Raw genomic sequence first — 25,290 nt, 5'->3', positions numbered from 1 at the left:
GACGCTACCGCCCATGACCGACTGGTTTCAGGTCGTCGTCTTTGTGGCCCTGGTCTGGGCCACGGCACCTGTGCTGGGCCTGCATCTCTTTCAGGTCTTCGATGCCCAGCCCCAGCCCCGCTTGGATCGCTGGCTGATCCCTGTGGAAAACGGCGTGCTGCGCTTCATCGGTGAGCGCGGCCGCCCGGCTGAGCAGACCTGGGATTACCTGCGGCCCCTGCTGTTCAGCAACCTGTTCTTCGGCCTGGTGGCCCTGGCTTTTCTGCTGGCCCAGCCCCCCTGGCTCAATCCCCAGGGGCTGCCGCCGATGCGCTGGGACACGGCCCTGCACACGGCGATCTCGTTTCTCACCAACACCGATCAGCAGCACTACACGCCGGAGCAGAGCCTCAGTGACCTGAGCCAGCTCGGGGCGTTGCAGTTCCTGTTCTTCACCTCGGCGGCCACCGGTCTGGCGGTGGGCTTCGCCTTCATCCGCGGCCTCTGCGGCCGCCCCCTGGGCAACTTCAACACCGACCTGATCCGCGCCATCACCCGGGTGCTGATCCCGCTCAGTTTCGTGTTCGCCCTGGTGTTGCTGGTCAACGGTGCGCCGATGACCCTGGCCGGCCCGGTGATGCTCAGGACCCTGGAGGGGGCCGATCAGATCCTGGTGCGCGGCCCGGTGGCGGGCTACGAGGCGATCAAGCAGATCGGCGAGAACGGCGGTGGCTTCTTCGGCGCCAACTCCGCCCACCCGTTCGAGAACCCCAACCCGTTCACCAACCTGCTGGCGATGGTGGCGATGTTCGCCATCCCTGCCGCCACGATCGATGCCTTCGGCCGCTTCCTTGGCAACCGTCGCCAGGCCACGTTGCTGCTGCTGCTCGTGACGGTGCTCTTTCTGGCGCTGGCGGCGGTGGCGATCAAAGCCGAGCAGGGGGGCAATCCCCTGCTGACCGCCTGGCTCAGCGGCCCGAACCTGGAGGGCAAGGAGGTGCGTTTCGGCGCCGGCATCACCGCCCTGTTCGCCACGATCACCACCGGCTCGATGACCGGCGCGGTCAACGGCGCCATGGATTCACTGCTGCCTCTGGGGGGGCTGGTGCCGCTGTTCAACCTGTTCCTGCAGGTGATCTTCGGCGGCCAGGGCACCGGCGTGGCCTACCTGCTGGTGTTCCTGATCCTCACCGTGTTCCTCACCGGCCTGATGGTGGGGCGCACCCCCGAGCTGTTCGGCCGCAAGGTGGAGAAGGGGGAGATCGTCTGGAGCAGCCTGATCCTCCTGATCCACCCACTGTTCGTGCTGGTGCCGGCGGCGATCACCCTCGCCGACGCCCCCACCCTCTCGGGCATCAGCAACCCTGGGTCCCACGGCATCAGCCAGGTGGTCTACGAGTACGCCTCGGCCTCGGCCAACAACGGCAGCGGCTTCGAAGGCCTGGGTGACGGAACGCTCTGGTGGAACCTCAGCACCATCCTCAGCCTGCTGGGGGGGCGCTACCTGCCGATCGCGGCCCTGCTGCTGCTGGCGGCTGGTTTCGCCCGCAAGCCCAAGGTGCCGCCCGGCCCCGGCACCCTCGCCACCGACACGGGTCTGTTCACCGTGGTGACCGGGGTGGTGATCCTGATCCTGGGGGCGCTCACGTTTTTCCCGGTGCTGGCCCTCGGGCCGATCGCCGAAGCCTTTTCGCTGACAGGAGCCCCATGACAACCCTGCAACCGCCGATCTTTCCCCGCATGCCGCGGGGCCGCCGCGACCAGCGGCGCTACACCGAGCGTCCCAGGAGCGATGGCCTGCTGGGCCGGGCCGTGGTGCAGTCGTTCGTGAAGCTCGACCCGCGCCTCACCGCGCGCAATCCGGTGATGTTCGTGGTCTGGTGCGGCACGCTCGTGACCCTGGCCGCCACGCTGGAGCCGCGCCTGTTCGAGCTCAGCCCCGAGGCGCCGGGCCGGGGCTTCAACGCCCTGCTCAGCCTGATCCTGCTGGCCACGCTGCTGTTCGCCAACTTCGCCGAAGCGTTGGCGGAAGGCCGTGGGAAGGCCCAGGCCGATGCCCTGCGCCGCACCCAGGCCAGCACCCAGGCCAGGCGGCTGCTGCCCGATGGCAGCGAAGCGCTGGTGGATTCCAGTGCCCTGCGCCGGGGCGATCAGGTGCGCGTCAGCCAAGGCGAAATGATCCCCGCCGACGGGGAGGTGGTCGATGGGGTAGCGGCGGTGGATGAATCGGCGATCACCGGCGAATCGGCTCCCGTGCTCAAGGAAGCGGGCTCCGATGGGGCCAGTTCCGTCACGGGCGGCACGCGGGTGGTGTCCGACAAGCTTCTGATCCGCATCACCGCCGACCCGGGCAAGGGCTTCATCGATCGGATGATCGCCCTGGTGGAGGGGGCCGAGCGCAGCAAGACCCCCAACGAGATCGCCCTGACGGTGCTGCTGGCGGTGCTCACCCAGGTGTTCCTGATCGCCGTGGCCACCCTGCCGCCGGTGGCCGCCTATATCAACAGCCCCACGCCGGTGGTGGTGCTGGTGGCCCTGCTGGTGGCGCTGATCCCCACCACGATCGGCGGCCTGCTCAGCGCCATCGGCATCGCCGGCATGGACCGGGTGGCCCAGTTCAACGTGATCGCCACCTCCGGGCGCGCTGTGGAGGCCTGCGGCGACATCACCACCCTGGTGCTCGACAAGACCGGCACGATCACCCTCGGCAACCGCCTGGCCGAGGAGTTCCTGCCGGTGGGCGGCCACAGCGAGCGCGAGCTGGCCACCACCGCCCATGCCGCCAGCTGGTTTGACACCACGCCGGAGGGCAAGTCGATCGTGCGCCTGGCCGAGAAGCTCGATGCCGTGACGGCCCTGCCGATGGACACCGCCACGGGGCTGGAATTCTCAGCGCGCACGCGCTTGAGCGGCACCGATCTGGCCGATGGCAACGAGCTGCGCAAGGGTGCCGTCGAGGCGATCAAGGGGTTCGTGCGCTCCCGGGGCGGCACGGTGCCCGCCGACCTCGATGCGGCTTACGAGCGCGTGTCACGGCTCGGGGGCACCCCCCTGGCGGTGTGCTGGAACGCCGAGATCTTCGGGGTGATCCACCTCAAGGACATCATCAAGCCCGGCATGCGTGAACGCTTCGACCAGCTGCGGCGCATGGGCATCCGCAGCGTGATGCTCACGGGCGACAACGCCATCACTGCCGGAGTGATCGCCCGCGAGGCCGGCGTCGACGACTTCATCGCCGAGGCCACCCCGGAAGACAAGATCGCCGTGATCCAGGCGGAGCAACGGCTTGGTCGGCTGGTGGCGATGACCGGTGATGGCACCAACGACGCCCCCGCCCTGGCTCAGGCGAACGTGGGGGTGGCGATGAACTCCGGCACCCAGGCCGCCAAGGAGGCGGCCAACATGGTGGATCTCGATTCCGATCCCACCAAGCTGATCGACATCGTGACGATCGGCAAGCAGCTGCTGATCACCCGCGGGGCGCTCACAACCTTCTCGATCGCCAACGACGTGGCCAAGTACTTCGCGATCCTGCCGGCCCTGTTCGGCAAGGCGGGCCTGGCGCCGCTGAACCTGATGGGCCTGGCCAGCCCCCAGTCGGCGATCCTCTCGGCGATGGTGTTCAACGCCCTGATCATCCCCGCCCTGGTGCCCCTGGCCCTCAAGGGGGTGGCCTTCCGGCCGTCCACGGCCGATCAGCTGCTGCGGCGCAACCTGCTCGTCTATGGGCTGGGGGGTTTGGTGGTGCCGTTCATCGGCATCAAGCTGATTGATCTGGCCGTCTCCGCCCTGCGACTGGTCTGAGCTGCCGCGCCATTCAGGCCGCTCCGCTCAGGCTGATCCGTGCCTTTGTTCTGACTCCCCGCCCGATCCTCACCCGACCTTCCCCGACCCATGGCTTCTTCGTCTGGTCTCCTGAGTAAACCGCTGTTCTGGCTGCCCCTGGGACTGGTCCTGGGCACCGTCCTGGCCGCACCGCTGTTCAGCTCCAGTCCCAGCCCGCTCCAGTCCAACGCCCTGGCCCTGCTGCTCAGCGGCACCGTGGTGCTCTCGGGCTACCTGTTCGTTGTGATCTTTCAACCGGAGCGCTTCTGATGTCCGTTCTGCGAGAGGCCTTCAAGGCCCTGCGGCTCACGGTTGTGCTCTGGCTGCTCACCGTGGTGCTCTACACCCTGCCGCTGCTGGCGGTGGGCCAGGGGCTGTTCCCCGCCCAGGCCAATGGCAGCCTGCTGCGCAACGAGGGCGGCCAGGTGATCGGATCCACCCTGATCGGCCAGCCGTTCGCTTCCAATCGGTACGTCTGGAGTCGTCCGAGCGCCGTCGACTACAGCACCGGCAAGGCGGCACCGACCTCCGCCCCCAGCAACCTGGGCCCCACCAACCCTGATCTGGCGAAACGGATCAAGGACACGGCCGCCACCTACGCCCAAGCGGGCCTCGCCAAGCCCGCCGCTGATCTGCTCTATGCCTCCGGTTCGGGTCTCGATCCCCACATCTCTCCGGAAGCGGCGCGTCAGCAGATTCCGAGGCTGGCCGCAGCCCGGGGCCTTCCACCGGCGCGGCTGGAGCCGCTGATCCGGCGCCACACCCAGGGCCGGTTCCTTGGGTGCATCGGTGAGTCGGGCGTGAACGTGCTGACTCTCAACAACGCCCTCGATCAGATCAAGCCGTGATCCGCATGCTCGGGGGCCCGGGGCGGCACAAGCTGTTCATCGGCATGGCCCCCGGCGTGGGCAAGACCTTCCGCATGCTCCAGGAGGCCCAGGATCTCAAGCGGGAGGGGGTTGATGTGGTGATCGGGGTGCTCGAAACCCATGGCCGTCGTGATACGGCCCGCCAGGCGGAGGGGCTCGAGCAGGTGCCCCGGCACCGCCTGGTGCACCAGGGGGTGTCCCTTGAAGAACTGGATGTTGGGGCGATCCTGGCCCGCCGCCCCCAGCTGGTGCTGGTGGATGAGCTGGCCCATACCAACGGGCCCGGCAGCGAGCGACCCAAGCGCTGGCAGGACGTGGCGGTGCTGCTGGCCGCCGGCCTCGACGTGTATTCCACGGTCAACATCCAGCACCTGGAGAGCCTCAACGACCAGGTGGCCCAGCTCACCGGTGTGGTGGTGCGCGAACGCCTCCCCGATCGGGTGCTGCAGCAGGCCCAGGAAGTGGTGCTGGTGGATGTCACCCCCGAGACCCTGCAGGAGCGCTTGCAGGACGGCAAGGTCTACGCCGCCGACAAGGTGGACCAGGCCCTGGCCCATTTCTTCCGTCGCCCCCACCTGGTGGCCCTTCGGGAGCTGGCGCTTCGGGAGGTGGCCGACCGAGTGGAGGAGGACGGCCCGCCGGCCAGGGGGCTGCGGGAGCGGGTGATGGTGTGCCTCTCCACCTACCCAGGATCGAACCGGCTGCTGCGCCGCGCCGCCCGCCTGGCGGGCTTCATGGATGCGCCGTTGTTGGCGCTCACCGTTCAGGACCCTGCCCGCTTTCTGAGCAAGGAGCAGGCGGTGCGGCTGGAGGAGTCGATCCGACTCTGTGGGGATTTCGGCGCCAAGTTCCTGCGCATCGACAGCGACGACGCCCTCGGCACCATCGCGCGCATCGCCGGCGAACGTGGCATCACCCAGATCGTGCTTGGCCAGACCCTGCGCTCCCGCCCCCAGGCCTTGTTGCGGCGCACGCTTTCGGAAAAGCTCCAGCACCGCCTCAAGGGCCAGGCGGTGGACCTGCACCTGATCTCGATCGACGCCGCCTCCACCCCGGCGGAGTGGCCAGAGGATCCCAGGGGCGGGCGAGATCAGCGGATCTCGTAGTGCAACCAGCGGCAATCGAGGCCGCCGTTGCTCACCGGCACCTTGCGGCGCGCCTTCATGCGCAGGGCACCCGTGAGGGTGGGGTTGCCGCTCAGCAGCCACAGACTCCAGCCGGAGCAGCGTTCCTTGAGCACCTGGCCCAGGTCGGCGTAGAGGGCTTCGAGGTCGTCTTCGGCGCCGAGGCGCTCGCCGTAGGGCGGGTTGCAGACCAGCACGCCGGGTCGCTCGGGTGGCACGAAAGCGCGGGCATCCCCCTGGCACAGCTTCAGCCAGGGGGCCACCCCGGCGGCCTGGGCGTTGGTGCGGGCCTGCTCCAGCACGGTGGGGTCCCGTTCCCAGCCCACGATCGGCGCTGGCGCCGAGCCGTCCGCCAGGGTGTCGCGGCGCAGGGCGATCGCGGCGGCGAGCTCATCGCGCCAGCTCACGGGATCGAAATCCGGCCAGCGCTCGAAGGCAAAGGAGCGGGCCCGTGGAACCCCGCCTGCCTGCTCAAGCAGCCCGGGGGCGCGCCCCAGCGCCCAGCAGGCCGCCTCGATCAGCAAGGTGCCGGAGCCGCAGAGGGGATCGGCGAGAGGCACGGTGCCATCCCAGCCAGTGAGCGCGATCAGGCCCGCGGCCAGGTTCTCCTTGAGCGGCGCCAGGCCCAGGGCGGCCCGGTAGCCGCGGCGGTGCAGGCTTGAGCTGGAGCCCTCCACGCTCAGGGCGGCCCGGCCGCCCCCCAGGTGCAGATGCAGGGCGAGGTCGGGGTTGTCCAGGTCGATGCTCGAGCGCTCGCCCCAGCGCTGGCGTTGCAGGTCCACCAGGGCATTTTTCACCTGCAAGGCGCTGTAGTGGCTGTGGCTCAGGCCCGGCGCCGAGCCGCTCACCTCCACCCGGAAGCTGGAGGAGGGCGGCAGCCAGCGGTCCCAGTCGGCGGCGGCCTGCACGCCCCCGTAGAGCTCCCGGGGCCCGGCGCAGGGGAAGGTGGCCAGCTGGCGCAGCAGCCGAAAGGGCAGGCGGGCACGCAGGTGCAGGCGCAGGAAGCCGGCGCCATCGGTGCGGAAGCTGGCGGCCCGCCGCAAGGGCCGCACGTTCAACGCCCCCAGGACGCTGAGTTCGGCGGCCCCCTCGACCTCCAGCCCCTGGGGCAGCACCGCCACGGCCTCGAACGGTTCGGTCATGCCCACCCGCGATGCCCCTCCCTGGATCCCTGTTCAGCTGCCACAATGACAAGGTCCGTCCTTGGGCGGACTAGGTGGCTCACACCAATGCTTCGGACAGCGGTTCGATTCCGCTCAGCTCCATGCCTCCCGCTCCCGTGGCGGGACCTTCCCGGGGCTGCAATGGTTTCGACGGGGTATCAGGAGGGTGACTGAAGCCTGCTCGGTAAGAGCACACACGTAACAGCGAACAACATCGTTCGTTTCTCCCGTCAGACCGCCCCTGTGGCCGCCTGACCCTAGTTAGGGAGATGGGGTAGATCAGCCTTATCACCCAAATGATCCGTGGGGGCTGGAAGGCCCCTTCATCGTTCTCGGACTGGGTCCTGGTGGATGGAGTGGCTGAGCGTTCGGGGTTGTTCCGTGCCCTCAGAACTTCCGCAACTCCCGCCGCTGGTCTCTCTGGGTGCCCTTCGGCCCGTGGAACACCTGCACCGCCAACCCCAACCCGAGCAGCAGCAGCGTCAGTAGCGCCCACGGATTACGGCCGATGGGATTACGGCCAATTGGATGGCGGTTCATCAACGTACGGCGGTGGCGGCGTGGGGTCATCAAGCCAGGGTCGGAACGCCATGCTGCCGAGGCACGGCCTGTTAGCCCTTAACCCTCGGGATTCCGGGGGTGGGTGATCCGGGCCATGGTGCGCTCCAGGGGCGCCAGGCTGATGTTCTCGCAGGACGAGAACTCGCCATGGCCGAAGGGATTGTCCAGATCCCAGATCAACAGCAGGATGAATACCATCAGGAAGGCGATGGCGCCGAGATAGAAGAAGATCTCCACCAAATCGTCCATGCGGGTCAGCACCAGACCAGCACACAACAGGGTGGTGCTGGTGGCTGATAACCAGTACACCGTGGGAACGAAGGGAATCGAACGGATCGTCTCCATGCGCAGCAGCAGGCCCCGCAGGGAGGCCAGCTCCTGCAGCAACCGAGCCATGCAGGGGGATTCGCAGGTGCTGCGGAGCTGAGCGAGGTCGCCATTGAGGCGCTCGATCAGATCGAGCAGTTCCTTGGCGCGGGTGGTGCCCTGGAACCAACCCAGGAATCCAGGCCCCAGCTCAGCCACCGTGGCCAGGGCCGCCGCCGGCTGGGCCTCGGGCCGTGCCCAGCCCAGTGCCTGCAACTCCGCCACCAGGCTCAACAGGGTCTCGGCTAGCTGGGCGGGGCATTTCTCGCTTTCCTTGTAATCGATCAGCACGCCGTTGAACAAGAAGCCGATCAGAAAGACGTTGGAGGTAATCAGTCCAGCGAACAGGGGTGTCGGCTCGAGCACCTCCCAGCCCCGGGCCATGGCCAGTGTCTTGAGGACCGCCACGGGCAGCAGAACCAGGACCAGCTTCAACAGCATGCCCAGGCGGCGGATCACCATCGCAGTTGGCCCCATCTCAATGGTTCATGGTGGCGCGTACGGGTCGTTTCAACGGATCGCGGTTCGGCCGGCCCGGGGTCGGATTCTCGTCGGAGAATCGGCTGATCAATCCTGCTCGCCCGCACGGTGCTGTTCAACCTCAACCAACGGCTGCGGTCGTTACGGATGGTGGCGAGCCTCGATGGCTTCCTCAAGAAACCCGGAGATCTCGAGAGCATCTTCGCCGTGGCCCGCAGCCTCCAGGGCAGCCCCCTGGCCACCCAGATGCAGCGCCACCTACTCGCCAACCCAACGATGGCCGAACTGGTGGCCACGCGCTGGCGGCCGGCCCCGATCGATCTGGATCAGCTCTCGGTCCTGCCCGAAGGCAGTCTGGGTCGCACCTATGCCGAGCAGCTCCGCAGCCAGGGGCTGACGCCGGAGGCGTTGATCGATTCCCGCCTGATCACAACGCCGGTGGAGTACATCACCCACCGGCTGCGGGAGACCCATGACATCGTTCATGTGCTCACCGGATTTGGTGTCGACGGTGCGGGGGAACTGGGACTCCAGGCCTTCAACCTGGCCCAGGTGCGTTCACCGCTGGCCCTGCTGCTGATCTTCGGTGGTCTGCTCAGCGACCTCCAGGAGGACGAGCCCCTTGAACCGCTGCTGCGCGCCCTTGCCCGGGGGTTCGAGCTCGGTCTGGCGGCCCGCTGCCTGATCAGCGTCAAGCTGGAGGAAGGCTGGGAGCGCCCCCTGGCCGACTGGCGCAAGGAGTTGGGGTTGCCCCAGGCGCCCCTGGCCTGACCCTGACCCACCCAGCGGACCGCCATGGCCACCCCCAGCAGCTTTCCGGCCGTTGCCCTTGAGGTGCTTCCCCTGGCCCTGGGGGCGGCGGTGAGTCCGCTGGTGCTGCTGGGACAACTGTTCAACCTCAGCCAGCCCGGCGCCGGCCTGCGCCGGGGCTGGAGCTTTGCCGCAGGCTCAGCGGTGGTGGTGACGATCTGGCTTGGCCTGGGGCTCCTGGTGGCCGGCGTCCTGCCGCCGAGGCACGCCGGGCCCGATCCGGTGTCGGCGGCGGTGCGCCTGATGCTGGCCCTGGTGCTGGTGGCCCTCGGCGTCTGGATCCTCAATCGCTCCGCGTCCCCTGGGGGGCCGAGCACCGGCCCCGTGGTGCCGCCCACCGCGAAGACGCCTTCCACCTCCGGGCACCCGCCGGGCCGGGCCTTCCTGCTGGGCCTGGGCACCATGGCCGCCAACCTCACCTCCCTGGTGCTGGTGCTGCCCGCCAGCGAGGACCTGGCCCGCTCCGGCCTGCCGAGGGGGCTTCAAGCGCCTCTGGTCCTGGCGGTGGGTCTGATCACCCTCCTGCCTGCCCTGGCTCCTCCCATGGCTGTGACCCTGGCGGGGGCACCTGGACGCCTCGCCCTCAAGCAGCTGGGAGACTGGACCAAGGCCCACCAGCGCTCCATCAACGCGACGCTCTGTTTCTTGTTTGCGCTGGTGCTGGGCTGGAGTGGACTGGGCCGGCTTTGAAAGGAGAATGGCCCTCCGTTTGGCTGTGTCCCCCGGGGCTGCTTCCTTGGGTCCATCCATCCCACCAAGGATTGTCCCCCCCCCCCCCCCCCGGGACACCGACGCCGCACGGTGCCTCAGGCGCCCCGCAAGCGCCTCAACGGTCCGCTGGCCTGTGCACTTTTGGGGCTGAGCGTGCCGTTCGGTTCGCTTCTGGGGCGTGGGCACGGCCTTCAGGGGCGGGTGTGTTGTGCGTCGGGGTGGTGAAGGGCTCGAAGTCCAGTAGCGGCAAGGAAAGCGGCAGCTGGCATGGCGTCGCCGTGGACCTCTGGAGCCGCATCGCCACCCTCGAATCGATCCCCTCCATCGGTTTCGGAGTGGTCCTCGATCAAGGCAATGCTGGAGGCCACCGGGAACGGTCAGCTCGATGTCGCCCTCAAGTGCATCTGCGTTTCACCTGAGCGCCTCAAGGTCCACCGCTTCGGCCTCCCGTTCCAGGACGCGGCCCGTCGGGGCTGATCTGGAACGATGGGAACGACGACGCCCATCCGAGAGCGTGGACCAGGGCACGTTGAGCCTGTTCACCTGGGTTGTTCAGGGGCTCGCCGCCATCGGGGCCGCACCGTGGCTGTCAACACCCGGGGCCACCTGATCGCGATCCTCGGCTAGGTGCTCCGCACCGTGGTCGCTTCCCTGCTGGTGGGTTCGTTCACGTCATCATGGTGCAAGAAGCGCTGAGATTGGGAACCCGCCCGGTCTCCGAGTTGAAGCATCTGCTGGGTCTGCCGTTCGACTGAGGCCGGGAGCGTGAGTGAACGCCTGATCCAGGTGTTGAACGCGGCTTCCCGTGCCACGAACGCGACGATTGTGCCGTTGCGCGGCAGCCATGGAGCCAATGAGCAACTGGAGACCAATCGGATCGATGCTCTGCAGGCGACCAATCTCCAGCTCCAACAGCTGGTGGCCCGTCCGTCATCGAAAGCGGTTGTGACTTCCCCTTCCTTTAAGGGGATCCCTGCGAAATGCAGGCCTTTAATCTGGCGCCCACCCTGCCCGCCGCCGCCGGGAGAATCAATTTCTCGATCAGCACGTTGAAGCGCAATGGCGTGCTGGGGGCCTGTCTGAATAAGGCCACTGACGAGGCCTCCTGCTAGAAGATTGCCCCCTTGTCTGGTCACTTGGTCGGCTGACCCTGGGTGCTCACTTCCTGGTCTTCGTTGTCCCCTTGAAGTCACTCCAGGCGCTCAACTGCGCCAGGGTCTGCACACCTTCACGCCGCTCGCCGCCCATCACCCAGGTGGGAAAGGCTTTGATCTTTGCGGCGACGCACTTCTGGCGGCCGTTGTCGTCCTTGTCGCATTCTAGGTACGGCAACTTGCGCGCCCCTTCGGTGCCAAAGAGGTTTTTCTGGTGGAAGCAGTGGGTGCACCACCAGGCGCCGTAAAAGATCGCCCCCTTCAGGCGCAGATGCTCAGCCAGGGCGATCTGGGCTGGGGTGGAGGGGCTCACCGCCTCAATGCCGGTTCCGGCCGTCTTTGCCACCTCGGGCGGGTTTTCAGCGCTGGCCCGGCTGACCGTTCCCACCAGGGCCAGGCTGAGGGCCAGCAGCAGCAGGCTCCATCTGCCGTGGCCAACCCGATGGCCAGGCCGGCCACTGGGCAAGGACCTAGGCCGGAGGCGTGAGCAGCGATCGGAAGCCATGGGTGGGCAGGTGGGTTGGAGAGAACCTAGGGGGATTTCCGCCCTCTGGCGCCCCTGGCAAGGGCCCCTCCAACTGGGAGACTTGTTCAAGTCCGCTCGACCGTTCCCCGCTGCGATGAGCGCCAACGGCTACCGCGACTACTTCAAGGTGCTCCAAGTGGAGCGCGGTGCCGACGCTGAGACCGTCAAGCGTTCGTTCCGCAAACTGGCCCGTCAGTACCACCCGGATGTGAACCCCGGCGATGCGGGCGCAGAGGCCAGGTTCAAGGAGATCAGCGAGGCCTACGAGGTGCTCTCTGATCCCGACAAGCGTCGGCGCTACGAGCAATTCGGCCAGTACTGGGGGTCCGCCGGAGCGCCCTCGGGTGGGGGCGGCGCTGGAGTGGATGTGGATTTCGGCCGCTACGGCAACTTCGACGATTTCATCAATGACCTGCTGGGACGCTTTGGCGGTCCCGGCGGCGGTGCTGGTGCCGGGGGCTTCTCCGGAGCGCCGGGGGGCTTCGGGTTCAGCTCCGGCTTCCCGGGGGGCTTCGGTGGCCCGGGCGGTTTTGCCGGAGCCCAGTCCGGCCGCCCCCAGCCGGTCAACTTGGATGCGGAAGCCACCATCAGCCTCACCCTCGCCGAAGCCTTCCGGGGCTGCGAGCGCACCCTTTCGGTCAACGACGAACGTGTGCAGGTGCGGATTCCCCCCGGGGTCAAGGGGGGCAGCCGCTTGCGGCTCAAGAGCAAGGGCAACCTCCAGCCCGGCACCGGCCGCCGCGGCGACCTCTACCTCAGCCTTCAGATCCAGGAGCACCCGATCTGGACCCTCGACGGCGACCAGCTGCGGGCCGATCTGCCCCTCAGCCTCGATGAACTCAGCCTCGGCGCTGAGGTGCGCGTCGCCACCCCCGACGGCGAGGCCACCGTGCAGGTGCCCCCGGGTATGGGGGTAGGGCGCACCCTGCGGCTCAAGGGCAAGGGCTGGCCCCTCAAGGACGGCCGCGGCGATCTGCTGCTCACCCTCAGCCTGAATCTGCCGCGGGAATTCAGTGAGCCGGAGCTTGAGCTGCTCAATCAACTCCGCGCCGTGCGCAGCAGCGACCCTCGGCGGGAGTGGATGGCGGCGGCGCGGCTCTAGGCCGGCCCCTCCCCCTCCGTAGGATTCGCCCAGCGCTTTTCCCTGCATGGAACTCACCTACCGTCCCCGCCGGCTGCGGCGGACGCCGGCCCTGCGCGCCCTGGTGCGGGAGTACCAATTGTCCCCCGCCGATTTCATCTACCCCCTGTTCGTGCACGAGGGGGTGACCAACGAGCCGATCGGCGCCATGCCCGGTGCCCAGCGTTGGAGCCTGGAGGGCCTCGTGGGCGAGGTGGGCCGTGCCTGGGATCTGGGCATCCGCTGCGTGGTGCTCTTCCCGAAGGTGGCCGATGGCCTCAAGAGCGAAGATGGCGCCGAGTGCTTCAACGAAGGCGGCCTGATTCCACGGGCGATCCGTCGCCTCAAGCAGGAGCATCCAGGCATGGCGATCATGACCGATGTGGCCCTCGATCCCTACTCCTGCGATGGCCACGACGGCATCGTGAGCGAAGAGGGGGTGGTGCTCAATGACGAAACCGTGGGGCAGCTCTGCCTCCAGGCCGTGGCCCAGGCCCGGGCCGGCGCCGATCTGATCGGCCCCAGCGACATGATGGATGGCCGTGTCGGCGCGATCCGTGAGGCTCTCGATGAGGAGGGCTTCGAGCACGTGGGGATCATCAGCTACACAGCCAAATACGCTTCCGCCTATTACGGCCCCTTCCGTGAGGCCCTCGATTCCGCCCCCCGCCCCGGCGCCACCAAGCCGATCCCCGCCGACAAGAGCACCTACCAGATGGATCCGGCCAACGGCCGCGAGGCGCTCACCGAAGCCCTGCTCGACGAGCAGGAGGGTGCCGACATCCTCATGGTCAAGCCCGGCCTGGCCTACCTCGACATCATTCACCGCCTGCGTGGCGAAACCGAGCTGCCGATCGCCGCGTACAACGTCAGTGGCGAGTATTCGATGGTGAAGGCAGCGGCCGAACGTGGCTGGATCGACGAGCGCGCCGTGGTACTCGAAACCCTGCTCTGCTTCAAGCGGGCCGGTGCGGATCTGATCCTCACTTACCACGCCTGCGATGCGGCGCAGTGGCTCCGGCAGGCATGACCGCGCGCCCTCCCCACAGAAGGGCGCCGGTTTGGGTTCATGCCCCCTGGATCATCGCGCTGCTGCTGGTGCTGCAGGCCCTGTGGCTTTTGACCATCGCTGCTTTCAACTGGCAGACCTCCGGCTGGGTCCTGCTGGGCAGTGCGGCGATCTGCTTTTCGATTGGCTGCGTCTGCAAGATCTCCTGGGAGCTGGCCCAGCGGCGCTGAGCGCCAGCGGCGAGAATGGATCCCGTTCAACGTCCCGCCGTGTCCTCGTCCTCCCCGCTGCGTCTGGGCCATGTGGCGGTGCGCGTCCAGGACATGGAGCGCGCCCAGAGGTTTTATGCGGCCCTGGGCCTTGAACTCACCTGGGGGGCCAACGACTGGTCCTACATGCAGCTACCCGGCGGCGGTGAGGGGGTGGCGCTGCTGGGTCCCGAGTATCGGGCCGCGGGGCCACACTTCGCGTTTCATGTGAGCGATCGGGAGGCCCTCGCTGCGGTGCATGCCGACCTCCAAGGCCAGGGGGTGTCGGTGGGCGCCATCCATGACCACCGTGACCAGACGGCGTCGTTCTACCTGCAGGATCCGGAAGGCAACTGGCTGGAGGTGCTTTGCGAGCCTGGGGGAGGGATCGCCAGCCATGTCGCTTGACGACGGGCCCTCCGGGCCCGAGGCCGAACGAGCTGGGCCGGCGATGGAGAGCGCGGCTGATCGGCTGAGGCCGAACGGGGCGCTGCCGATCGATCAGGACACCCGCTCCTTGCTCGAGTGGGATCGGCTGGCGGCCGACCTCGCCGCCCATGGCTCCACCGCAGCCGGCCGTGCCCTTTGCATGGCCTTGCCGCTGGCCCCAACGTTGGTCCAGAGCCAGGCGCGGCTTGCGGAAACCACTGAACTCATCGGCCTCGATGGCTTGCTCGAGGGGGGCTTGAGCTTCCAAGGGGTGGCCGACCTCAGCGCCACCCTCCGCCACTGCCAAAAGGGGGGTGTGGCGGGGGGCGAAGCGTTGCTGGCGGTGGCCACCACCCTGGCGGCGGCCCGGCGGCTGCGGCGCCAGATCGATGACCCTGAGCTGCGCCCGCACACCTCCGCGCTGGTGGCAGAGTTGCGCACCCTGCCGGAGCTGGAGCAGCGGCTGCATTTCTGCCTGGAGGAGGGGGGCCGGGTGGCGGACCGCGCCAGCCCTGTGTTGGCGGAGCTGCGCCGGCAACTGCTGGCGGCCCGTGGCGAACGGCGCGAGCGCCTGCAGGACCTGCTGCGCCGCTACACCCCGCTGCTCCAGGACACCGTGATTGCCGAGCGCAATGGCCGCCCCGTGCTGGCGGTGAAGGCGGGCGCCGCCTCCCAGGTGAGCGGCCTGGTGCACGACAGCTCCGCCTCCGGCAGCACCGTGTTCATCGAACCCCAGGCGGTGATCGCCCTGGGCAACCGGCTCCGGGAGCTGGAGGGCCGTGAGCGGGAGGCTGAACGGGAGGTCCTCGCCGCGCTCAGCGCCCTGGTGGCGGCGGAAGCCGGCAGCCTCGAGGGTCTGCAGGTGGTGCTGGTGGCCCTGGATTTCGCCCTGGCCCGGGCGCGTTATGCCCTGGCCCTCGGGGCGGTGCGGCCGGAGCTTTCGGGTGATCCCCTTGCTCCCTTCGTGCTGGAGAACCTGCGCCATCCGCTCCTGCGCCCCACCCCGCAACGGCCGGAGGTGGTGCCGGTGACGGTGAAGGTGGGCGCCGAGCTTCGGGTGGTGGCGATCACGGGCCCCAACACCGGCGGCAAGACCGTGACACTCAAGAGCCTGGGGCTGGCGGCGTTGATGGCCCGCGCCGGCCTGTTCGTGCCCTGCGCCGGCAGCCCGCAGCTGCCCTGGTGCGCCCAGGTGCTCGCCGACATCGGCGATGAGCAGTCGCTGCAGCAGAACCTCTCCACCTTCAGCGGTCACGTGCGCCGCATCGCCCGCATCCTGGAGGCGCTGCCCGAGCACCCGGCTGCCGCGGCAGGGGCCTCTCTGGTGCTGCTTGACGAGGTGGGTGCCGGCACCGATCCCACTGAGGGCTCGGCCTTGGCGATTGCCCTGCTCCAGCACCTGGCCGATCGGGCCCGGCTCACGGTCGCCACCACCCACTTCGGCGAACTGAAGGCGCTCAAGTACGGCGACCCGCGCTTCGAGAACGCTTCGGTGGCCTTCGACGAGCAGACCCTTTCGCCCACTTATCACCTGCAGTGGGGGATCCCCGGCCGCAGCAACGCCCTGGCGATCGCCTCCCGGCTGGGTCTGGACCCGAGCGTGCTGGAGCGGGCCCGGGCGCTGCTTGCCCCCCGCGGCGAAGGCGAGCTCAACCAGGTCATCCAGGGGCTGGAGGCCCAGCGCCGCCGCCAGCAGGAGGCCGCCGAGGACGCCGCCGCCCTGCTGGCCACCACCGAGCTCCTGCATGAGGAGTTGCTGGAGCGGTGGGAGCAGCAGAAGGAGCAGTCGGCGGACTTGCAGGAGCAGCGGCGCCGCCGGCTGGAGAGCTCGATCCGTGAGGGCCAGCAGGAGGTGCGCCGGATCATCCGCCGCCTGCGCCAGGGTCAGGCCGATGGTGAGACGACCCGGCGGGCGGGGGAGCGGCTCAAACGCCTGGAGGAGGACCATCGGCCCGTCCCCGAACGGCGTGAGCACCGGGGCTGGAGCCCGGCGGTGGGGGAGCGCATCCGGGTGCTCTCCCTCGGGAAAGCCGCCGAGGTGTTGGAGATCGGCGCCGCTGGCCGCGAACTCACGGTCCGCTGCGGTCTGATGCGGCTGTCCTTGCCCCTGGAAGGGGTGGAATCGCTGAGCGGCCAGAAGCCGGCTCCGCCAGAGCCCCCCGTCCCGAAGGTGCAGGTGCGCGTGCGCGCCGGACTGGGCACCGGCCCGTCGGTGCGCACCGAGCGCAACACGGTGGATGTGCGCGGTCTGCGGGTGCATGAGGCCGAGGCGGCCGTGGAAGAACAGCTTCGGATCGCCAACGGACCCGTGTGGGTTATTCACGGTATCGGCACCGGTCGGCTCAAACGCGGCCTCAGGGAGTGGCTGGCGGGGGTGGCCTATGTGGAGCGCGTGGCCGATGCCGAAAAAGGGGACGGCGGTGCGGGCTGCAGCGTGGTGTGGGTGAAGTAGCTGGGAACGAGGCACCCGCCTGAGCCGCTCACCCCAACTCAGGCAGCACCGGCAGCCCTATCGCCGCCAGCGGCGGGGCACCCAAGGGAGGTTTCAGGGCCTCCCCCTGATGATCGAACAGGCGCCAGCCTGCCCCCAGCACCTCCAGGTGAATTGTCTGGCCGGTCACCACGCGCTGGTCGGGGCTGGCGCGCAGCTGCACCAGGTGGTCGCCCTCCTGCAGGCGGGCGCTGACCAGCAGCTCATTGCCCAGGGCCTCGAGGTGGGTTACCTCCGCGGTCAGGTTGCGGTTGGTGGCGGGGGCGAGAACCAGATGCTCCGGCCGCAGGCCAGCAGTGAGCTCCTCGCCGGCGCGCTCGGCCAGGGCGGAGGCGAGCGGTTCATCCACCACGAAACGCTTGTGGCCGAGTTGCAGCTGGGCGCCACCCACCGCCCGCACGGGCAGCAGATTCATCGGTGGGCTGCCGATGAACTGGGCCACGAAGAGGTTCGAGGGCCACTGGTAGAGCTCCAGGGGCGTTCCCAGCTGCTGCAGGTGTCCCTGGTTGAGCACGGCGATGCGGTGGCCCATGGTCATCGCCTCCACCTGGTCGTGGGTGACGTAGAGCGTGGTGGTGCCCAAGCGGCGCTGCAACTCCACGATCTGGGCGCGGGTGCCCGTGCGCAACTTGGCATCCAGGTTGCTGAGCGGCTCATCCATCAGGAACACTGCCGGCTCGCGGGCGATCGCCCGGCCGAGGGCCACCCGTTGTTTCTGACCGCCGGAGAGCTCCTTCGGCCGCCGCTCCAGTAGGGGTGTGAGTTCCAGTGTTTCGGCCACCTCGGCGATGCGCCTCTCGATCCGATCTTCCCGGCGCGATGGCACCTGCAAGCCTGCGGGGAGGCCTCTGCCCGCCTCGTGCAGGGCGTCCTGAAGTTGCTGAGCCAGGCTGCGGGGGCGGCTGCGGCGCAGGCCGAAACCGATGTTGCCCGCCACACTCAGATGGGGGTAGAGCGCGTAGCTCTGGAACACCATCGCCACATCGCGCTGGGCCGGCCGCAGCTGGGTCACGCAGCGTTCGCCCACGTAAACCTCACCGGCGCTGGGGTTCTCCAGGCCCGCCAGCAGCCGAAGCAGGGTGCTCTTTCCGCAGCCCGACGGACCCACCAACACGAGAAACTCGCCGTCGGCGATGGTGAGGTCGAGCTGGTTGAGCACCTGCACAGGCGCCGATCCGCGCCGGGGCGGGAACACCTTGCTCACCTGCTCGAAGCGAACCTCTGCCAAAACCGGCCCTCAGACGGGCCGATCCTAGGGTTGGTGCCTCGACCCAGTCCCTCCGGCCCAAGCCCTTTGCAGTTCATTGATCAGGCACGCATCGGCGTGCAGGCCGGCCGTGGGGGTGATGGCATCGTCACCTTCCGCCGGGAGAAGTACGTGCCTGCCGGTGGACCCTCAGGGGGCGATGGCGGCCGCGGCGGCGACGTGTGGCTGGAGGCCGATTCCAACCTGCAGACCCTGCTCGACTTCAAATACAAGCGCCAGTTCGTGGCCACCGAGGGGCGCCGCGGGGGGCCCAACCGCGCCACCGGTGCCAGCGGCCAGCCCTTGATCATCAAGGTGCCCTGTGGCACGGAGGTGCGCGATCTTGCCACCACGATCCTGCTGGGGGATCTCACCGAGCACGGCCAGCGGCTGCTGGTGGCAGCCGGTGGCCGCGGCGGCCTGGGGAATGCCCACTACCTCAGCAACCGCAACCGGGCACCGGAAAAGTACACCGAGGGCAGGGATGGGGAGGTCTGGAACCTGCAGATGGAGCTGAAGCTGCTGGCGGAGGTGGGCATCATTGGCCTGCCCAATGCCGGCAAGAGCACCCTGATCAGCGTGCTCTCCGCTGCTCGCCCCAAGATCGCCGACTACCCCTTCACCACCTTGGTGCCCAACCTGGGGGTGGTGCGCCGTCCCAGCGGCGATGGCACCGTGTTTGCCGACATCCCTGGCCTGATCGCTGGGGCGGCCCAGGGGGCGGGCCTTGGCCATGATTTTTTGCGCCACATTGAGCGCACCCGCTTGCTCATTCACCTGGTGGATGCCAGCACCGAGGACGTGCTGCGTGATCTCACGGTGGTGGAGGGCGAGTTGGCGGCCTACGGCCACGGCTTGAATGAGCGGCCAAGGATTGTGGCGCTCAACAAGATCGAATTGCTGTTGGACGAAGATCTGGCGGAACTGCAGCAACGGGTTGCCGACCAGTGCGGGCAACCGGTCCTACTGGTGTCTGCCGCCACATCCCAAGGCTTGGACCCCCTGCTGGGGGCGGTATGGCGGGAGCTCGATCGACGGAAGGAGGTGGAGGCTGAGGCCTTGGCTCAGTCGTCGTAGACGCGGCACTCAGGGGCTTCCGGGTTGAGATCGCAGTAGACCTCCAGGGCGCTCGGATCGTGGGTCTCTTCGGGGTGGTGGGCCTTGTACTCCACAAGGTCCTTGAGTTCATCCTTGAGGTGGCCGAGTTTGGCTGCATCGCCAGCGACCTGGGCGGCTTCGAGCTCGCTGAGGTCTTTGAGGATGTGCTCGTCGATGGTGTTCATGAATGCTCCGGAGTCCGGACCCCGGCCGACGTCCATACCACCATACGGGCCCTGGCGAGGGGCCGCCGTCAATTGTGGGCTCTCCCTGATTCGGGCCTCGCACCCGCTCAGGCGGGCAGTTCACTGAGCTCCAGCCAGCGTTCCTCGCCCCGGTGGATCTGCTCCACCAGCGTGGAGAGTTCGTGGGTGAGCCGCTCGAGATCGGAGTAGTTACCGGTCCTGCCGCCAGCAAGCTGATCCTCGAGGCTCAGTCGCTGCTGCTCCCAGTCAGGCAGGTGGGCATCGAGCTGCTCGAGCTCCCTGGTTTCCTTGTAACTCCGGCGCCGGGAGCGCTGGGCAGGGGCCTTGCTTCGGTCCCCATCGTTTGGCCCCCCAACGCTTGGGGCCGTTGCCGGGGCTTTGGTTTCCCCGCTGCCCGCCAGGGCGGAAACCTTTGGCGCTGCAGCCGCCTTGGGCGTGGCCGCCGCTTTGGACGCGTCGGCGCGGCGTTCCAGATAGGCGCTGTAGTTGCCTTCGAAGCGCTGCAGACGCCCGCCCTCGAAGCCAAACAGCCGGTCCACGGTCCGATCGAGGAAGTAGCGGTCGTGGGAGACCACCACCACGCAGCCTCGGAAATCCTCGAGAAAGTCTTCGAGCACCGTGAGCGTGTGCACGTCGAGGTCGTTGGTGGGCTCATCGAGGAGCAGCACGTTCGGCGCTTCGATCAGCAGCCGGCAGAGGTAGAGGCGCCGGCGCTCGCCGCCGGAGAGCTTGGCGATGGGACTGTGCTGCTGGGCCGGCGGGAACAGAAAGCGCTCCAGCAGCTGGGAGGCGCTCACCTTCTCTCCCCCGAGATCGATGGAGCTGGCGGACTCCTGCACGAAGTCGATCACCTTGCGCTCCAGGCCCTTGCCGGCGAGGAAGGCCTCGGCCTGCTGATCGAAATAGGCCAGCTTCACCGTCGCCCCTAGCTCCACGGTTCCGGCATCGGGGCTGCGCCGGCCGGCGATCGCATCGAGCAACGTTGATTTGCCGCTGCCGTTGGGGCCGATGATCCCAACCCGGTCTTCGGGGGAGAAGTCGTAGCTGAAGCCCTCGAGCAGCACGCGTCCGCCCACCTGCAGGCCAAGGTTGTCGGCGTCGATGGCGCGCTTGCCGATCCGGCGGCTGGCGGTGGCCAGGCTGACCGCGGCGCGAGCCTGGCGGGCCGGGGCCTCGCGCATCGCTTCGATCCTCTGGATGCGGGCCTTCTGCTTGGTGCTGCGGGCCTTGGGGCCCTGGCGCAGCCAAGCCAGTTCACGCCGCAGAGCGCCCTTGAACTTGGCCGCGCTGGCCACCTCGGAGGCGTCTTCTTCGGCCTTGAGCTTGAGGTAGGTGGCGTAGTTGCCGGCGTAGCTGCGGGCCTCGCCGCGCTCCACCTCCACGATCCGCCGCGTCACCCGATCAAGGAAGTAGCGGTCATGGGTGATCAGCACCAAGGCGCCGCCGAAGCGCTCCAGTCGCCCTTGCAGCCACTCGATGCAGTCGGCATCGAGGTGGTTGGTGGGCTCATCGAGCAGCAGCACGTCGGGTTCCGCCACCAGGGCCGAGGCCAGGGCCAGCCGCTTGCGGTAGCCGCCGGAGAGTTCTCCCACCTTGCGCTGAGTGTCGGTGATGCCGAGGTGATCGAGCACCTCGTGGCACTGGTGCTCCAGACCCCAGGCCCCGGACTGGTCCATGCGGCCGCTGAGCTCGCCCAGCTCCGCCAGTAGCCCCCCGTCGTCGGGCCGCTCCGCCAGGCCCTCGCTCACCGCCAGGAAGCGCAGCAGCAACTCCCGCTTCTCGCCGCAGCCGGCTACCACCTGCTCCAGCACCGTACGCTCGGGGTCCAGTTCCGGGTCCTGGTCCACCAGCACCACCTTCCACTGCGCAGAGCAGCGCCGCTGCCCTTGATCGGGGGGCTCCTGCCCCGCCAGCATCCGCATCAGGGTGCTCTTGCCGGCCCCGTTCGGGCCGATCAGCCCCAGCCGCTCCTTTTCAGCGACGTGCAGGGTGAGGCCGGTGAACAGGGTGCGCAGGCCGAAATCCTTGCTGACACCCAGAAGGCTGATCAGGCTCACGCGATCGAAGTGGGTCGTTGTTGCTCCAGGTAAGCAAACACGCTCTTGTCACCGACATCCGCCGCCGCCTCCATGGGGAACTTGCGCAGGGTGAGCAACAGCAGCAGAGCCGCCTGCAGCGCCAGTAGCGAGACGGTGGCCTGATCCCCCAGCAGCCCCGTCAGCCGCCCCAGAAGGGCCAGCGGCAGCAGCAGGGTGACGCCGATCGCCTCGGGGCGGCGGAAGCAGAAGAACTCCTTGAAGCCCACCCCCGCCAGGGCGGCGAAGAAGGGGCCCACGGCCCAGATCCAGCGCCCGTCGGCGGCCAGGGCGCCTAGCACCCCATCGGCGCCGTGACGCCAGGCCAGCACCAGGCCCCCGATCGAACCCAGCAGCCAGAACAGTTGCAGGGTGCGGTGCAGCGGCTTGAGATAAATGTGAATCCAGCGCAGGGCCAGCCCCAGCCCCGCCACCATCAGCAGCAGCCAGGGCCACAGCCCCTGGGGGCCCCGGGTGGTCCACTGCAGCAGCAGCGCCGATTCGGCGACGGCCACCGTCAGCAGGGCGAGGCGGTAACTGAGCACCTCGCGGCGGTCCTGGTCCGTGATCGTGAAGGTGCCGTAGGCCCCTTCGAAGACGGGATCGGTCATGGCGGGGCGGGGGTCGGTGATCCGTTCACCAGTGTGGCCAACTCCGGACCCGCCGGAACGATGCCCGAGGGCTGCAGGGGAAACAGGGCCCCGAAGTAGTCGCGGCGCCAGGCGGGCGCATCGCAGCTTTCGGCCACGCCGGGGATGGCGAACAGCCGCCCCCGCCAGGCCCAGAGGGCCGGGAACTGCCACAGGGGCCGGCGGCTGCAGCCGAACAGGGGCGCATAGACCGATTCCAACCGGATCAGGGTGGGAAACAGCACCACATCGGCCAGGGTCAGCCGCTCGCCACAGAGCCAGGGGCCCCGGGCCGCCAGCTCCGCCTCAGCGAGCTCCAGGGCCGCGAACAACGCGGCCTCGGCCCGGTCGTAGGCGGCTTGGTGGCGGGCGAAACCGCAGCGATAGACCCCGTCGTTGACGGCGTTCTGAAAAAGCTCGCGCCAGCGGGCGATCGGTTCGCTCAGGTCTGCGGGGGCCAGATCGGAGGCTCCCTCGGGGGCGGGCCAGCGGTTGAGCAGATCGATCAGCACGGCGCTTTCGTTGGCCACGAGGCGCCGTTGGCGGCGGTCATAGAGGGCCGGCACGGTGGCGCGGGCACCTGCGGGGCTGCCGGAGCGGCGGTAGAGCTCGATCAGGGCGCGGGCTCCCTCGAATGGTTCGACGAAACGCCATCGGCCGCGCTCGGGGTCGGGTTCCACCACCAGTCGCTCGAGGCTGGTCTGGAGCTGGCGCAGGCTCCAGACCAGCCAGGTGCGGTGGGCCCAGGGGCAGCTGCGGCCCACGATCAGCACGTGGCGACCGGGCTCGGCGGCGTCTTCGGGCAGCTCCGGGGCGGCGGCGAAGGCCCCGGTGGGGCGGCGGTAATTGCCGCCTGCATCGGCAGGGCCCAGGCCGCCCATCAATTGACGCCATTGACAGTGCCAGAAGCGGCGCACGCTGGAGACCACCAGGGGCGGGACAGGCATGGCGTGGACGGGGCGTTTGACGTTGCCCCAGGTTGGCTCCAACGTGGCGACCCAGGCGATCGGGTCGGATGGCGGCAGGCAGCGGCGGAGGTTCGGCCAGGGTGCTGGTGGTGGCGGGCACCCATGGCAATGAGTGCAATGCCCCCTGGCTGCTGCGGCATTGGCAGGCTGAGCCTGAGACTCTTGAGCGCCAGGGGCTGGAGCTGGAGCTGGTCCTGGGCAACCCTGAGGCCTGGGCCGCCCGCCGCCGCTACCTCGATCAGGACTTGAACCGCAGCTTTGCCCTCGAGCTGCTGGCGGACCCTGCACGCCAGCAGCGGGAGGTGCGGCGGGCCCGGGAACTGCTGGCGCTCCATGGCCCCGGGGGCGAGCGCCCCTGCGCTGTCGCCCTCGACCTGCACAGCACCACCGCCGCCATGGGTAATGCCTTGGTGGTTTACGGCCGCCGGCCCACGGACCTGGCCCTGGCGGCGGCGATCCAGGCCGATCTGGGCTTGCCGATCTACCTGCACGAGGCCGATACGGCCCAGACGGGTTTTTTGATCGAGCGCTGGCCCTGTGGTCTGGTGATCGAGGTGGGGCCCGTGCCCCAGGGGGTGATCACCGCCCAGATCTGCCGCCAGAGCCAGCTGGCCCTGGACGCGGCCCTGGGCGCCCTGGCCCGGGCCCGCGCCGGGGCGCTGCGCTTGCCGGTGGGTCTCACCGTGCATCGGCACCTGGGCAGCCTCGATCTGCCCCGCGGCGCTGATGGCGCTCCCGAGGCCTGCCTGCACCCCCTGCGTCAGCACCGCGATTGGGTGCCGATCCGGCCGGGGGATCCGATGTTCAGCTCAGCGGACGGGAGACCAGTGCCCTACCAGCCAGCGTGCGACGGAGTCGATGAGCGGCTCTGGCCGGTGTTCATCAACGAAGCGGCCTATGGAGAGAAGGGCATTGCCTTGAGCCTCACCCGCAGGGAACGCTGGCCCTGCGAGCGCGCCTGGGCCACGGCGCTGGTGGAGCTGTTGGCCGACTGAATCAGCGGGGCTTGCCGTTGTAAATCACGCTGAGGACCTCACGGCCATCCGGCGAGATGCGGATCTCCGATTCCGTCGTTGGGGGGAGGTTGAGCTGCTGCCATCCCGGAGGACCACCCAGAAATCGAAACAGGATCCCTTGATCATTGGCGTCAATGATGCAGTTCCCGGCCTTGCGGTCGTACATGCATCGGTCCGGCCGGTAGACCCCAAGCCCCCCATTGAGCTTCTCGGCGCGCATCCGGGCCACGTTGGTGGCGCGTTGCAGGTTGAACGGGAAATCGCTCTGGGCCAACAGGGGTGGGGCCGTGAAGAGGGCGAGGCCGGCGGTGAGGGCAAGAAGGCGACGCATGCTGGCTTTGGAATGGGTGATCGATGGTCGGGTGACGGTCTCAACCGCAGGCCCAGGTGCCCTGTTCCTTGGTACAAGGCAAATCGGTGCGGCTGCCATCGGCCCAGTAAACGCGCAGGCGGTCATCGGAGCTGCCGATGCGGAAGGTGAGCGACTTGACCACCCCGGCCGGGGGTTTCCCCTTGCGATCGGCCGCGTCAGCGTTATCGGGGGTGACCTGGCGCTGCTCGAGTTGCTGCACCCGCTGCTCCAGCTGCTGAAGCCGCTGGGCCTCGCGGCTCGGCTGGCAAGCGCTTAGTCCAATCCCAACCAGGGCGAAGGAGGACAGGGCGAGGACCGACCGAACGGGAAACGGGGAACGGCTCAGGCGCATCGCAAGGGGCACAGGGGGATCCTGCACTCCTAGCAGTGGCGTTTGGCCGTTGGCTACAGACGCTCACTCCAATACACGACGCCACCGAGCTGCTCGACTTCGAGGCGGCGATGGCGGGCCCGGTGCACCGGCACCGTTTCCTGAAGCCGTTGGCCGCGGTGCTCCCAGCAGATCAGGACCATTGCTTGAACGTTCAAATCTGTACTCAACCTTAAGCGCCGATCCCGGGGCCTGCGCCCAGTCGTCGCTGATTCCGCACACGGAGGCCCGCCCTCAACCTTTCCACACAGGGCGCAACGTTCCGTTACACTTCTGCAGGCAGCGCCCGTCCCGGGTGCCGTCCTACCTAACCGTCCCCTTACGGGGGCAACCTCTCGCTCTTATGACCACCACCATTCAGCAGCGCTCCGGCGCTTCTCCGTGGAACCAGTTCTGTGAGTGGGTCACCTCCACCGACAACCGCCTCTACGTGGGTTGGTTCGG

General features: G+C 68.4%; 27 protein-coding genes. 15 read left to right on the top strand and 12 right to left on the bottom strand.

Annotation, left to right across the window (positions count from 1 at the left end; genetic code table 11):
* The first annotated feature begins 13 nt into the window (after positions 1–13).
* The 5 genes from kdpA to KBY88_RS13985 all read left to right on the top strand — a co-directional run bounded on the left by kdpA (position 14) and on the right by KBY88_RS13985 (position 5,779).
* A complete protein-coding gene (kdpA, locus tag KBY88_RS14005) occupies positions 14–1,690 on the top strand; it encodes a potassium-transporting ATPase subunit KdpA (RefSeq protein ID WP_254940561.1) in 1,677 nt (558 codons plus the stop codon).
* Positions 1,687–3,783, top strand: coding sequence for a potassium-transporting ATPase subunit KdpB (kdpB, locus tag KBY88_RS14000; protein ID WP_254940560.1), 2,097 nt, complete (start codon positions 1,687–1,689; stop codon positions 3,781–3,783). The genes kdpA and kdpB overlap by 4 nt, the downstream gene beginning before the upstream one ends.
* A gap of 90 nt (positions 3,784–3,873) precedes the next feature.
* Positions 3,874–4,074, top strand: coding sequence for a potassium-transporting ATPase subunit F (locus KBY88_RS13995; protein WP_254940559.1), 201 nt, complete (start codon positions 3,874–3,876; stop codon positions 4,072–4,074).
* Positions 4,074–4,652 carry a K(+)-transporting ATPase subunit C gene (gene kdpC, locus KBY88_RS13990; protein WP_254940558.1) on the top strand — a complete coding sequence of 193 codons (579 nt, stop codon included), beginning with the start codon at positions 4,074–4,076 and terminating at the stop codon, positions 4,650–4,652. Before KBY88_RS13995 ends, kdpC begins: the two co-directional genes overlap by 1 nt.
* A gap of 5 nt (positions 4,653–4,657) precedes the next feature.
* Positions 4,658–5,779, top strand: coding sequence for a sensor histidine kinase KdpD (locus KBY88_RS13985; protein WP_254940557.1), 1,122 nt, complete (start codon positions 4,658–4,660; stop codon positions 5,777–5,779).
* Here the strand turns inward: KBY88_RS13985 and KBY88_RS13980 are convergent.
* The 3 genes from KBY88_RS13980 to KBY88_RS13965 all read right to left on the bottom strand — a co-directional run bounded on the left by KBY88_RS13980 (position 5,764) and on the right by KBY88_RS13965 (position 8,364).
* On the bottom strand, positions 5,764–6,939 hold the full coding sequence (locus KBY88_RS13980; protein ID WP_254940556.1) for a THUMP domain-containing class I SAM-dependent RNA methyltransferase: 1,176 nt from the start codon (positions 6,937–6,939) through the stop codon (positions 5,764–5,766). The two genes, KBY88_RS13985 and KBY88_RS13980, sit on opposite strands and share 16 nt — an antisense overlap.
* 408 nt (positions 6,940–7,347) lie before the next feature.
* Complete coding sequence (locus KBY88_RS13970; protein ID WP_254940555.1) at positions 7,348–7,530, bottom strand: hypothetical protein; 183 nt, start codon at positions 7,528–7,530, stop codon at positions 7,348–7,350.
* Between the two features lie 48 nt (positions 7,531–7,578).
* A complete protein-coding gene (locus KBY88_RS13965; protein ID WP_254940554.1) occupies positions 7,579–8,364 on the bottom strand; it encodes a hypothetical protein in 786 nt (261 codons plus the stop codon).
* Between the two features lie 111 nt (positions 8,365–8,475).
* On the opposite strand from KBY88_RS13965, the gene KBY88_RS13960 reads away from it, so the two are divergent.
* From KBY88_RS13960 to KBY88_RS13950, 3 genes are all read left to right on the top strand, one after another.
* A complete protein-coding gene (locus KBY88_RS13960) occupies positions 8,476–9,138 on the top strand; it encodes a Coq4 family protein (protein ID WP_254940553.1) in 663 nt (220 codons plus the stop codon).
* A 24-nt stretch (positions 9,139–9,162) separates the two neighbouring features.
* The gene (locus KBY88_RS13955; RefSeq protein ID WP_254940552.1) at positions 9,163–9,867 is read left to right on the top strand and encodes a GAP family protein; all 705 of its coding nucleotides are present in this window, start codon (positions 9,163–9,165) and stop codon (positions 9,865–9,867) included.
* A gap of 242 nt (positions 9,868–10,109) precedes the next feature.
* Positions 10,110–10,307 (top strand): hypothetical protein, encoded by a 198-nt coding sequence (locus tag KBY88_RS13950; RefSeq protein WP_254940551.1) that lies wholly within the window; start codon positions 10,110–10,112, stop codon positions 10,305–10,307.
* Positions 10,308–11,046: 739 nt separating this feature from the next.
* On the opposite strand, the gene KBY88_RS13945 is transcribed toward KBY88_RS13950, so the two are convergent.
* Positions 11,047–11,547 (bottom strand): thioredoxin domain-containing protein, encoded by a 501-nt coding sequence (locus KBY88_RS13945; protein WP_254940550.1) that lies wholly within the window; start codon positions 11,545–11,547, stop codon positions 11,047–11,049.
* 115 nt (positions 11,548–11,662) lie between these two features.
* Here KBY88_RS13945 and KBY88_RS13940 point away from each other — a divergent pair, with 115 nt between their 5' ends.
* From KBY88_RS13940 to KBY88_RS13920, 5 genes are read left to right on the top strand one after another with little or no spacing between them, the layout of a single operon-like run.
* Positions 11,663–12,670 carry a DnaJ C-terminal domain-containing protein gene (locus KBY88_RS13940; RefSeq protein ID WP_254940549.1) on the top strand — a complete coding sequence of 336 codons (1,008 nt, stop codon included), beginning with the start codon at positions 11,663–11,665 and terminating at the stop codon, positions 12,668–12,670.
* Positions 12,671–12,716: 46 nt separating this feature from the next.
* The gene (gene hemB, locus KBY88_RS13935) at positions 12,717–13,718 is read left to right on the top strand and encodes a porphobilinogen synthase (RefSeq protein WP_254940548.1); all 1,002 of its coding nucleotides are present in this window, start codon (positions 12,717–12,719) and stop codon (positions 13,716–13,718) included.
* The gene (locus KBY88_RS13930; protein ID WP_254940547.1) at positions 13,715–13,927 is read left to right on the top strand and encodes a hypothetical protein; all 213 of its coding nucleotides are present in this window, start codon (positions 13,715–13,717) and stop codon (positions 13,925–13,927) included. The genes hemB and KBY88_RS13930 overlap by 4 nt, the downstream gene beginning before the upstream one ends.
* Before the next feature lie 15 nt (positions 13,928–13,942).
* Positions 13,943–14,353: a VOC family protein gene (locus KBY88_RS13925; RefSeq protein WP_396103220.1), complete on the top strand. Its 411-nt coding sequence runs from the start codon at positions 13,943–13,945 to the stop codon at positions 14,351–14,353.
* 43 nt (positions 14,354–14,396) lie between these two features.
* On the top strand, positions 14,397–16,826 hold the full coding sequence (locus KBY88_RS13920) for an endonuclease MutS2 (RefSeq protein ID WP_254940609.1): 2,430 nt from the start codon (positions 14,397–14,399) through the stop codon (positions 16,824–16,826).
* Between the two features lie 28 nt (positions 16,827–16,854).
* On the opposite strand, the gene KBY88_RS13915 is transcribed toward KBY88_RS13920, so the two are convergent.
* Positions 16,855–18,093 (bottom strand): ABC transporter ATP-binding protein, encoded by a 1,239-nt coding sequence (locus KBY88_RS13915; RefSeq protein ID WP_254940545.1) that lies wholly within the window; start codon positions 18,091–18,093, stop codon positions 16,855–16,857.
* 66 nt (positions 18,094–18,159) lie between these two features.
* Here KBY88_RS13915 and obgE point away from each other — a divergent pair, with 66 nt between their 5' ends.
* Positions 18,160–19,188: a GTPase ObgE gene (gene obgE, locus KBY88_RS13910; RefSeq protein ID WP_254940544.1), complete on the top strand. Its 1,029-nt coding sequence runs from the start codon at positions 18,160–18,162 to the stop codon at positions 19,186–19,188.
* On the opposite strand, the gene KBY88_RS13905 is transcribed toward obgE, so the two are convergent.
* From KBY88_RS13905 to KBY88_RS13890, 4 genes are all read right to left on the bottom strand, one after another.
* Positions 19,176–19,394 (bottom strand): Calvin cycle protein CP12, encoded by a 219-nt coding sequence (locus KBY88_RS13905; protein WP_254940543.1) that lies wholly within the window; start codon positions 19,392–19,394, stop codon positions 19,176–19,178. The genes obgE and KBY88_RS13905 overlap by 13 nt on opposite strands.
* Before the next feature lie 107 nt (positions 19,395–19,501).
* A complete protein-coding gene (locus KBY88_RS13900; RefSeq protein ID WP_254940542.1) occupies positions 19,502–21,472 on the bottom strand; it encodes an ABC-F family ATP-binding cassette domain-containing protein in 1,971 nt (656 codons plus the stop codon).
* Complete coding sequence (locus KBY88_RS13895) at positions 21,469–22,101, bottom strand: DUF2301 domain-containing membrane protein (RefSeq protein WP_254940541.1); 633 nt, start codon at positions 22,099–22,101, stop codon at positions 21,469–21,471. The genes KBY88_RS13900 and KBY88_RS13895 overlap by 4 nt, the downstream gene beginning before the upstream one ends.
* The gene (locus KBY88_RS13890; RefSeq protein WP_254940540.1) at positions 22,098–23,066 is read right to left on the bottom strand and encodes a glutathione S-transferase C-terminal domain-containing protein; all 969 of its coding nucleotides are present in this window, start codon (positions 23,064–23,066) and stop codon (positions 22,098–22,100) included. Before KBY88_RS13890 ends, KBY88_RS13895 begins: the two co-directional genes overlap by 4 nt.
* 68 nt (positions 23,067–23,134) lie before the next feature.
* Between KBY88_RS13890 and KBY88_RS13885 the strand changes: the two genes are divergently transcribed.
* Positions 23,135–24,082: an aspartoacylase gene (locus KBY88_RS13885; RefSeq protein WP_254940539.1), complete on the top strand. Its 948-nt coding sequence runs from the start codon at positions 23,135–23,137 to the stop codon at positions 24,080–24,082.
* 1 nt (position 24,083) lies between these two features.
* On the opposite strand, the gene KBY88_RS13880 is transcribed toward KBY88_RS13885, so the two are convergent.
* From KBY88_RS13880 to KBY88_RS13870, 3 genes are read right to left on the bottom strand one after another with little or no spacing between them, the layout of a single operon-like run.
* On the bottom strand, positions 24,084–24,434 hold the full coding sequence (locus KBY88_RS13880) for a hypothetical protein (protein WP_254940538.1): 351 nt from the start codon (positions 24,432–24,434) through the stop codon (positions 24,084–24,086).
* Between the two features lie 40 nt (positions 24,435–24,474).
* Positions 24,475–24,819, bottom strand: a complete 345-nt coding sequence (locus tag KBY88_RS13875; protein ID WP_254940537.1) for a hypothetical protein — start codon at positions 24,817–24,819, stop codon at positions 24,475–24,477.
* Positions 24,820–24,860: 41 nt separating this feature from the next.
* Complete coding sequence (locus KBY88_RS13870) at positions 24,861–24,989, bottom strand: YWSERL motif small protein (RefSeq protein WP_254940536.1); 129 nt, start codon at positions 24,987–24,989, stop codon at positions 24,861–24,863.
* Positions 24,990–25,290 lie beyond the last annotated feature (301 nt).

This window comes from Cyanobium sp. Morenito 9A2, assembly GCF_024345575.1.
In the GTDB taxonomy this organism is placed as follows: domain Bacteria; phylum Cyanobacteriota; class Cyanobacteriia; order PCC-6307; family Cyanobiaceae; genus ATX-6F1.
This window is presented reverse-complemented; position numbering and strand designations above follow the sequence as displayed.

What these genes read in the sequence shown, in the direction of transcription:
- kdpA (WP_254940561.1), top strand. Translation starts at nt 14, where the DNA reads ATGACCGACTGGTTTCAGGTCGTCGTCTTTGTGGCCCTGGTCTGGGCC.
- kdpB (WP_254940560.1), top strand. Translation starts at nt 1,687, where the DNA reads ATGACAACCCTGCAACCGCCGATCTTTCCCCGCATGCCGCGGGGCCGC.
- KBY88_RS13995 (WP_254940559.1), top strand. Translation starts at nt 3,874, where the DNA reads ATGGCTTCTTCGTCTGGTCTCCTGAGTAAACCGCTGTTCTGGCTGCCC.
- kdpC (WP_254940558.1), top strand. Translation starts at nt 4,074, where the DNA reads ATGTCCGTTCTGCGAGAGGCCTTCAAGGCCCTGCGGCTCACGGTTGTG.
- KBY88_RS13985 (WP_254940557.1), top strand. Translation starts at nt 4,658, where the DNA reads ATGCTCGGGGGCCCGGGGCGGCACAAGCTGTTCATCGGCATGGCCCCC.
- KBY88_RS13980 (WP_254940556.1), bottom strand. Translation starts at nt 6,939, where the DNA reads ATGACCGAACCGTTCGAGGCCGTGGCGGTGCTGCCCCAGGGGCTGGAG.
- KBY88_RS13970 (WP_254940555.1), bottom strand. Translation starts at nt 7,530, where the DNA reads ATGACCCCACGCCGCCACCGCCGTACGTTGATGAACCGCCATCCAATT.
- KBY88_RS13965 (WP_254940554.1), bottom strand. Translation starts at nt 8,364, where the DNA reads ATGGGGCCAACTGCGATGGTGATCCGCCGCCTGGGCATGCTGTTGAAG.
- KBY88_RS13955 (WP_254940552.1), top strand. Translation starts at nt 9,163, where the DNA reads ATGGCCACCCCCAGCAGCTTTCCGGCCGTTGCCCTTGAGGTGCTTCCC.
- KBY88_RS13945 (WP_254940550.1), bottom strand. Translation starts at nt 11,547, where the DNA reads ATGGCTTCCGATCGCTGCTCACGCCTCCGGCCTAGGTCCTTGCCCAGT.
- KBY88_RS13940 (WP_254940549.1), top strand. Translation starts at nt 11,663, where the DNA reads ATGAGCGCCAACGGCTACCGCGACTACTTCAAGGTGCTCCAAGTGGAG.
- hemB (WP_254940548.1), top strand. Translation starts at nt 12,717, where the DNA reads ATGGAACTCACCTACCGTCCCCGCCGGCTGCGGCGGACGCCGGCCCTG.
- KBY88_RS13930 (WP_254940547.1), top strand. Translation starts at nt 13,715, where the DNA reads ATGACCGCGCGCCCTCCCCACAGAAGGGCGCCGGTTTGGGTTCATGCC.
- KBY88_RS13925 (WP_396103220.1), top strand. Translation starts at nt 13,943, where the DNA reads ATGGATCCCGTTCAACGTCCCGCCGTGTCCTCGTCCTCCCCGCTGCGT.
- KBY88_RS13920 (WP_254940609.1), top strand. Translation starts at nt 14,397, where the DNA reads ATGGAGAGCGCGGCTGATCGGCTGAGGCCGAACGGGGCGCTGCCGATC.
- KBY88_RS13905 (WP_254940543.1), bottom strand. Translation starts at nt 19,394, where the DNA reads ATGAACACCATCGACGAGCACATCCTCAAAGACCTCAGCGAGCTCGAA.
- KBY88_RS13895 (WP_254940541.1), bottom strand. Translation starts at nt 22,101, where the DNA reads ATGACCGATCCCGTCTTCGAAGGGGCCTACGGCACCTTCACGATCACG.
- KBY88_RS13890 (WP_254940540.1), bottom strand. Translation starts at nt 23,066, where the DNA reads ATGCCTGTCCCGCCCCTGGTGGTCTCCAGCGTGCGCCGCTTCTGGCAC.
- KBY88_RS13885 (WP_254940539.1), top strand. Translation starts at nt 23,135, where the DNA reads ATGGCGGCAGGCAGCGGCGGAGGTTCGGCCAGGGTGCTGGTGGTGGCG.
- KBY88_RS13880 (WP_254940538.1), bottom strand. Translation starts at nt 24,434, where the DNA reads ATGCGTCGCCTTCTTGCCCTCACCGCCGGCCTCGCCCTCTTCACGGCC.
- KBY88_RS13870 (WP_254940536.1), bottom strand. Translation starts at nt 24,989, where the DNA reads ATGGTCCTGATCTGCTGGGAGCACCGCGGCCAACGGCTTCAGGAAACG.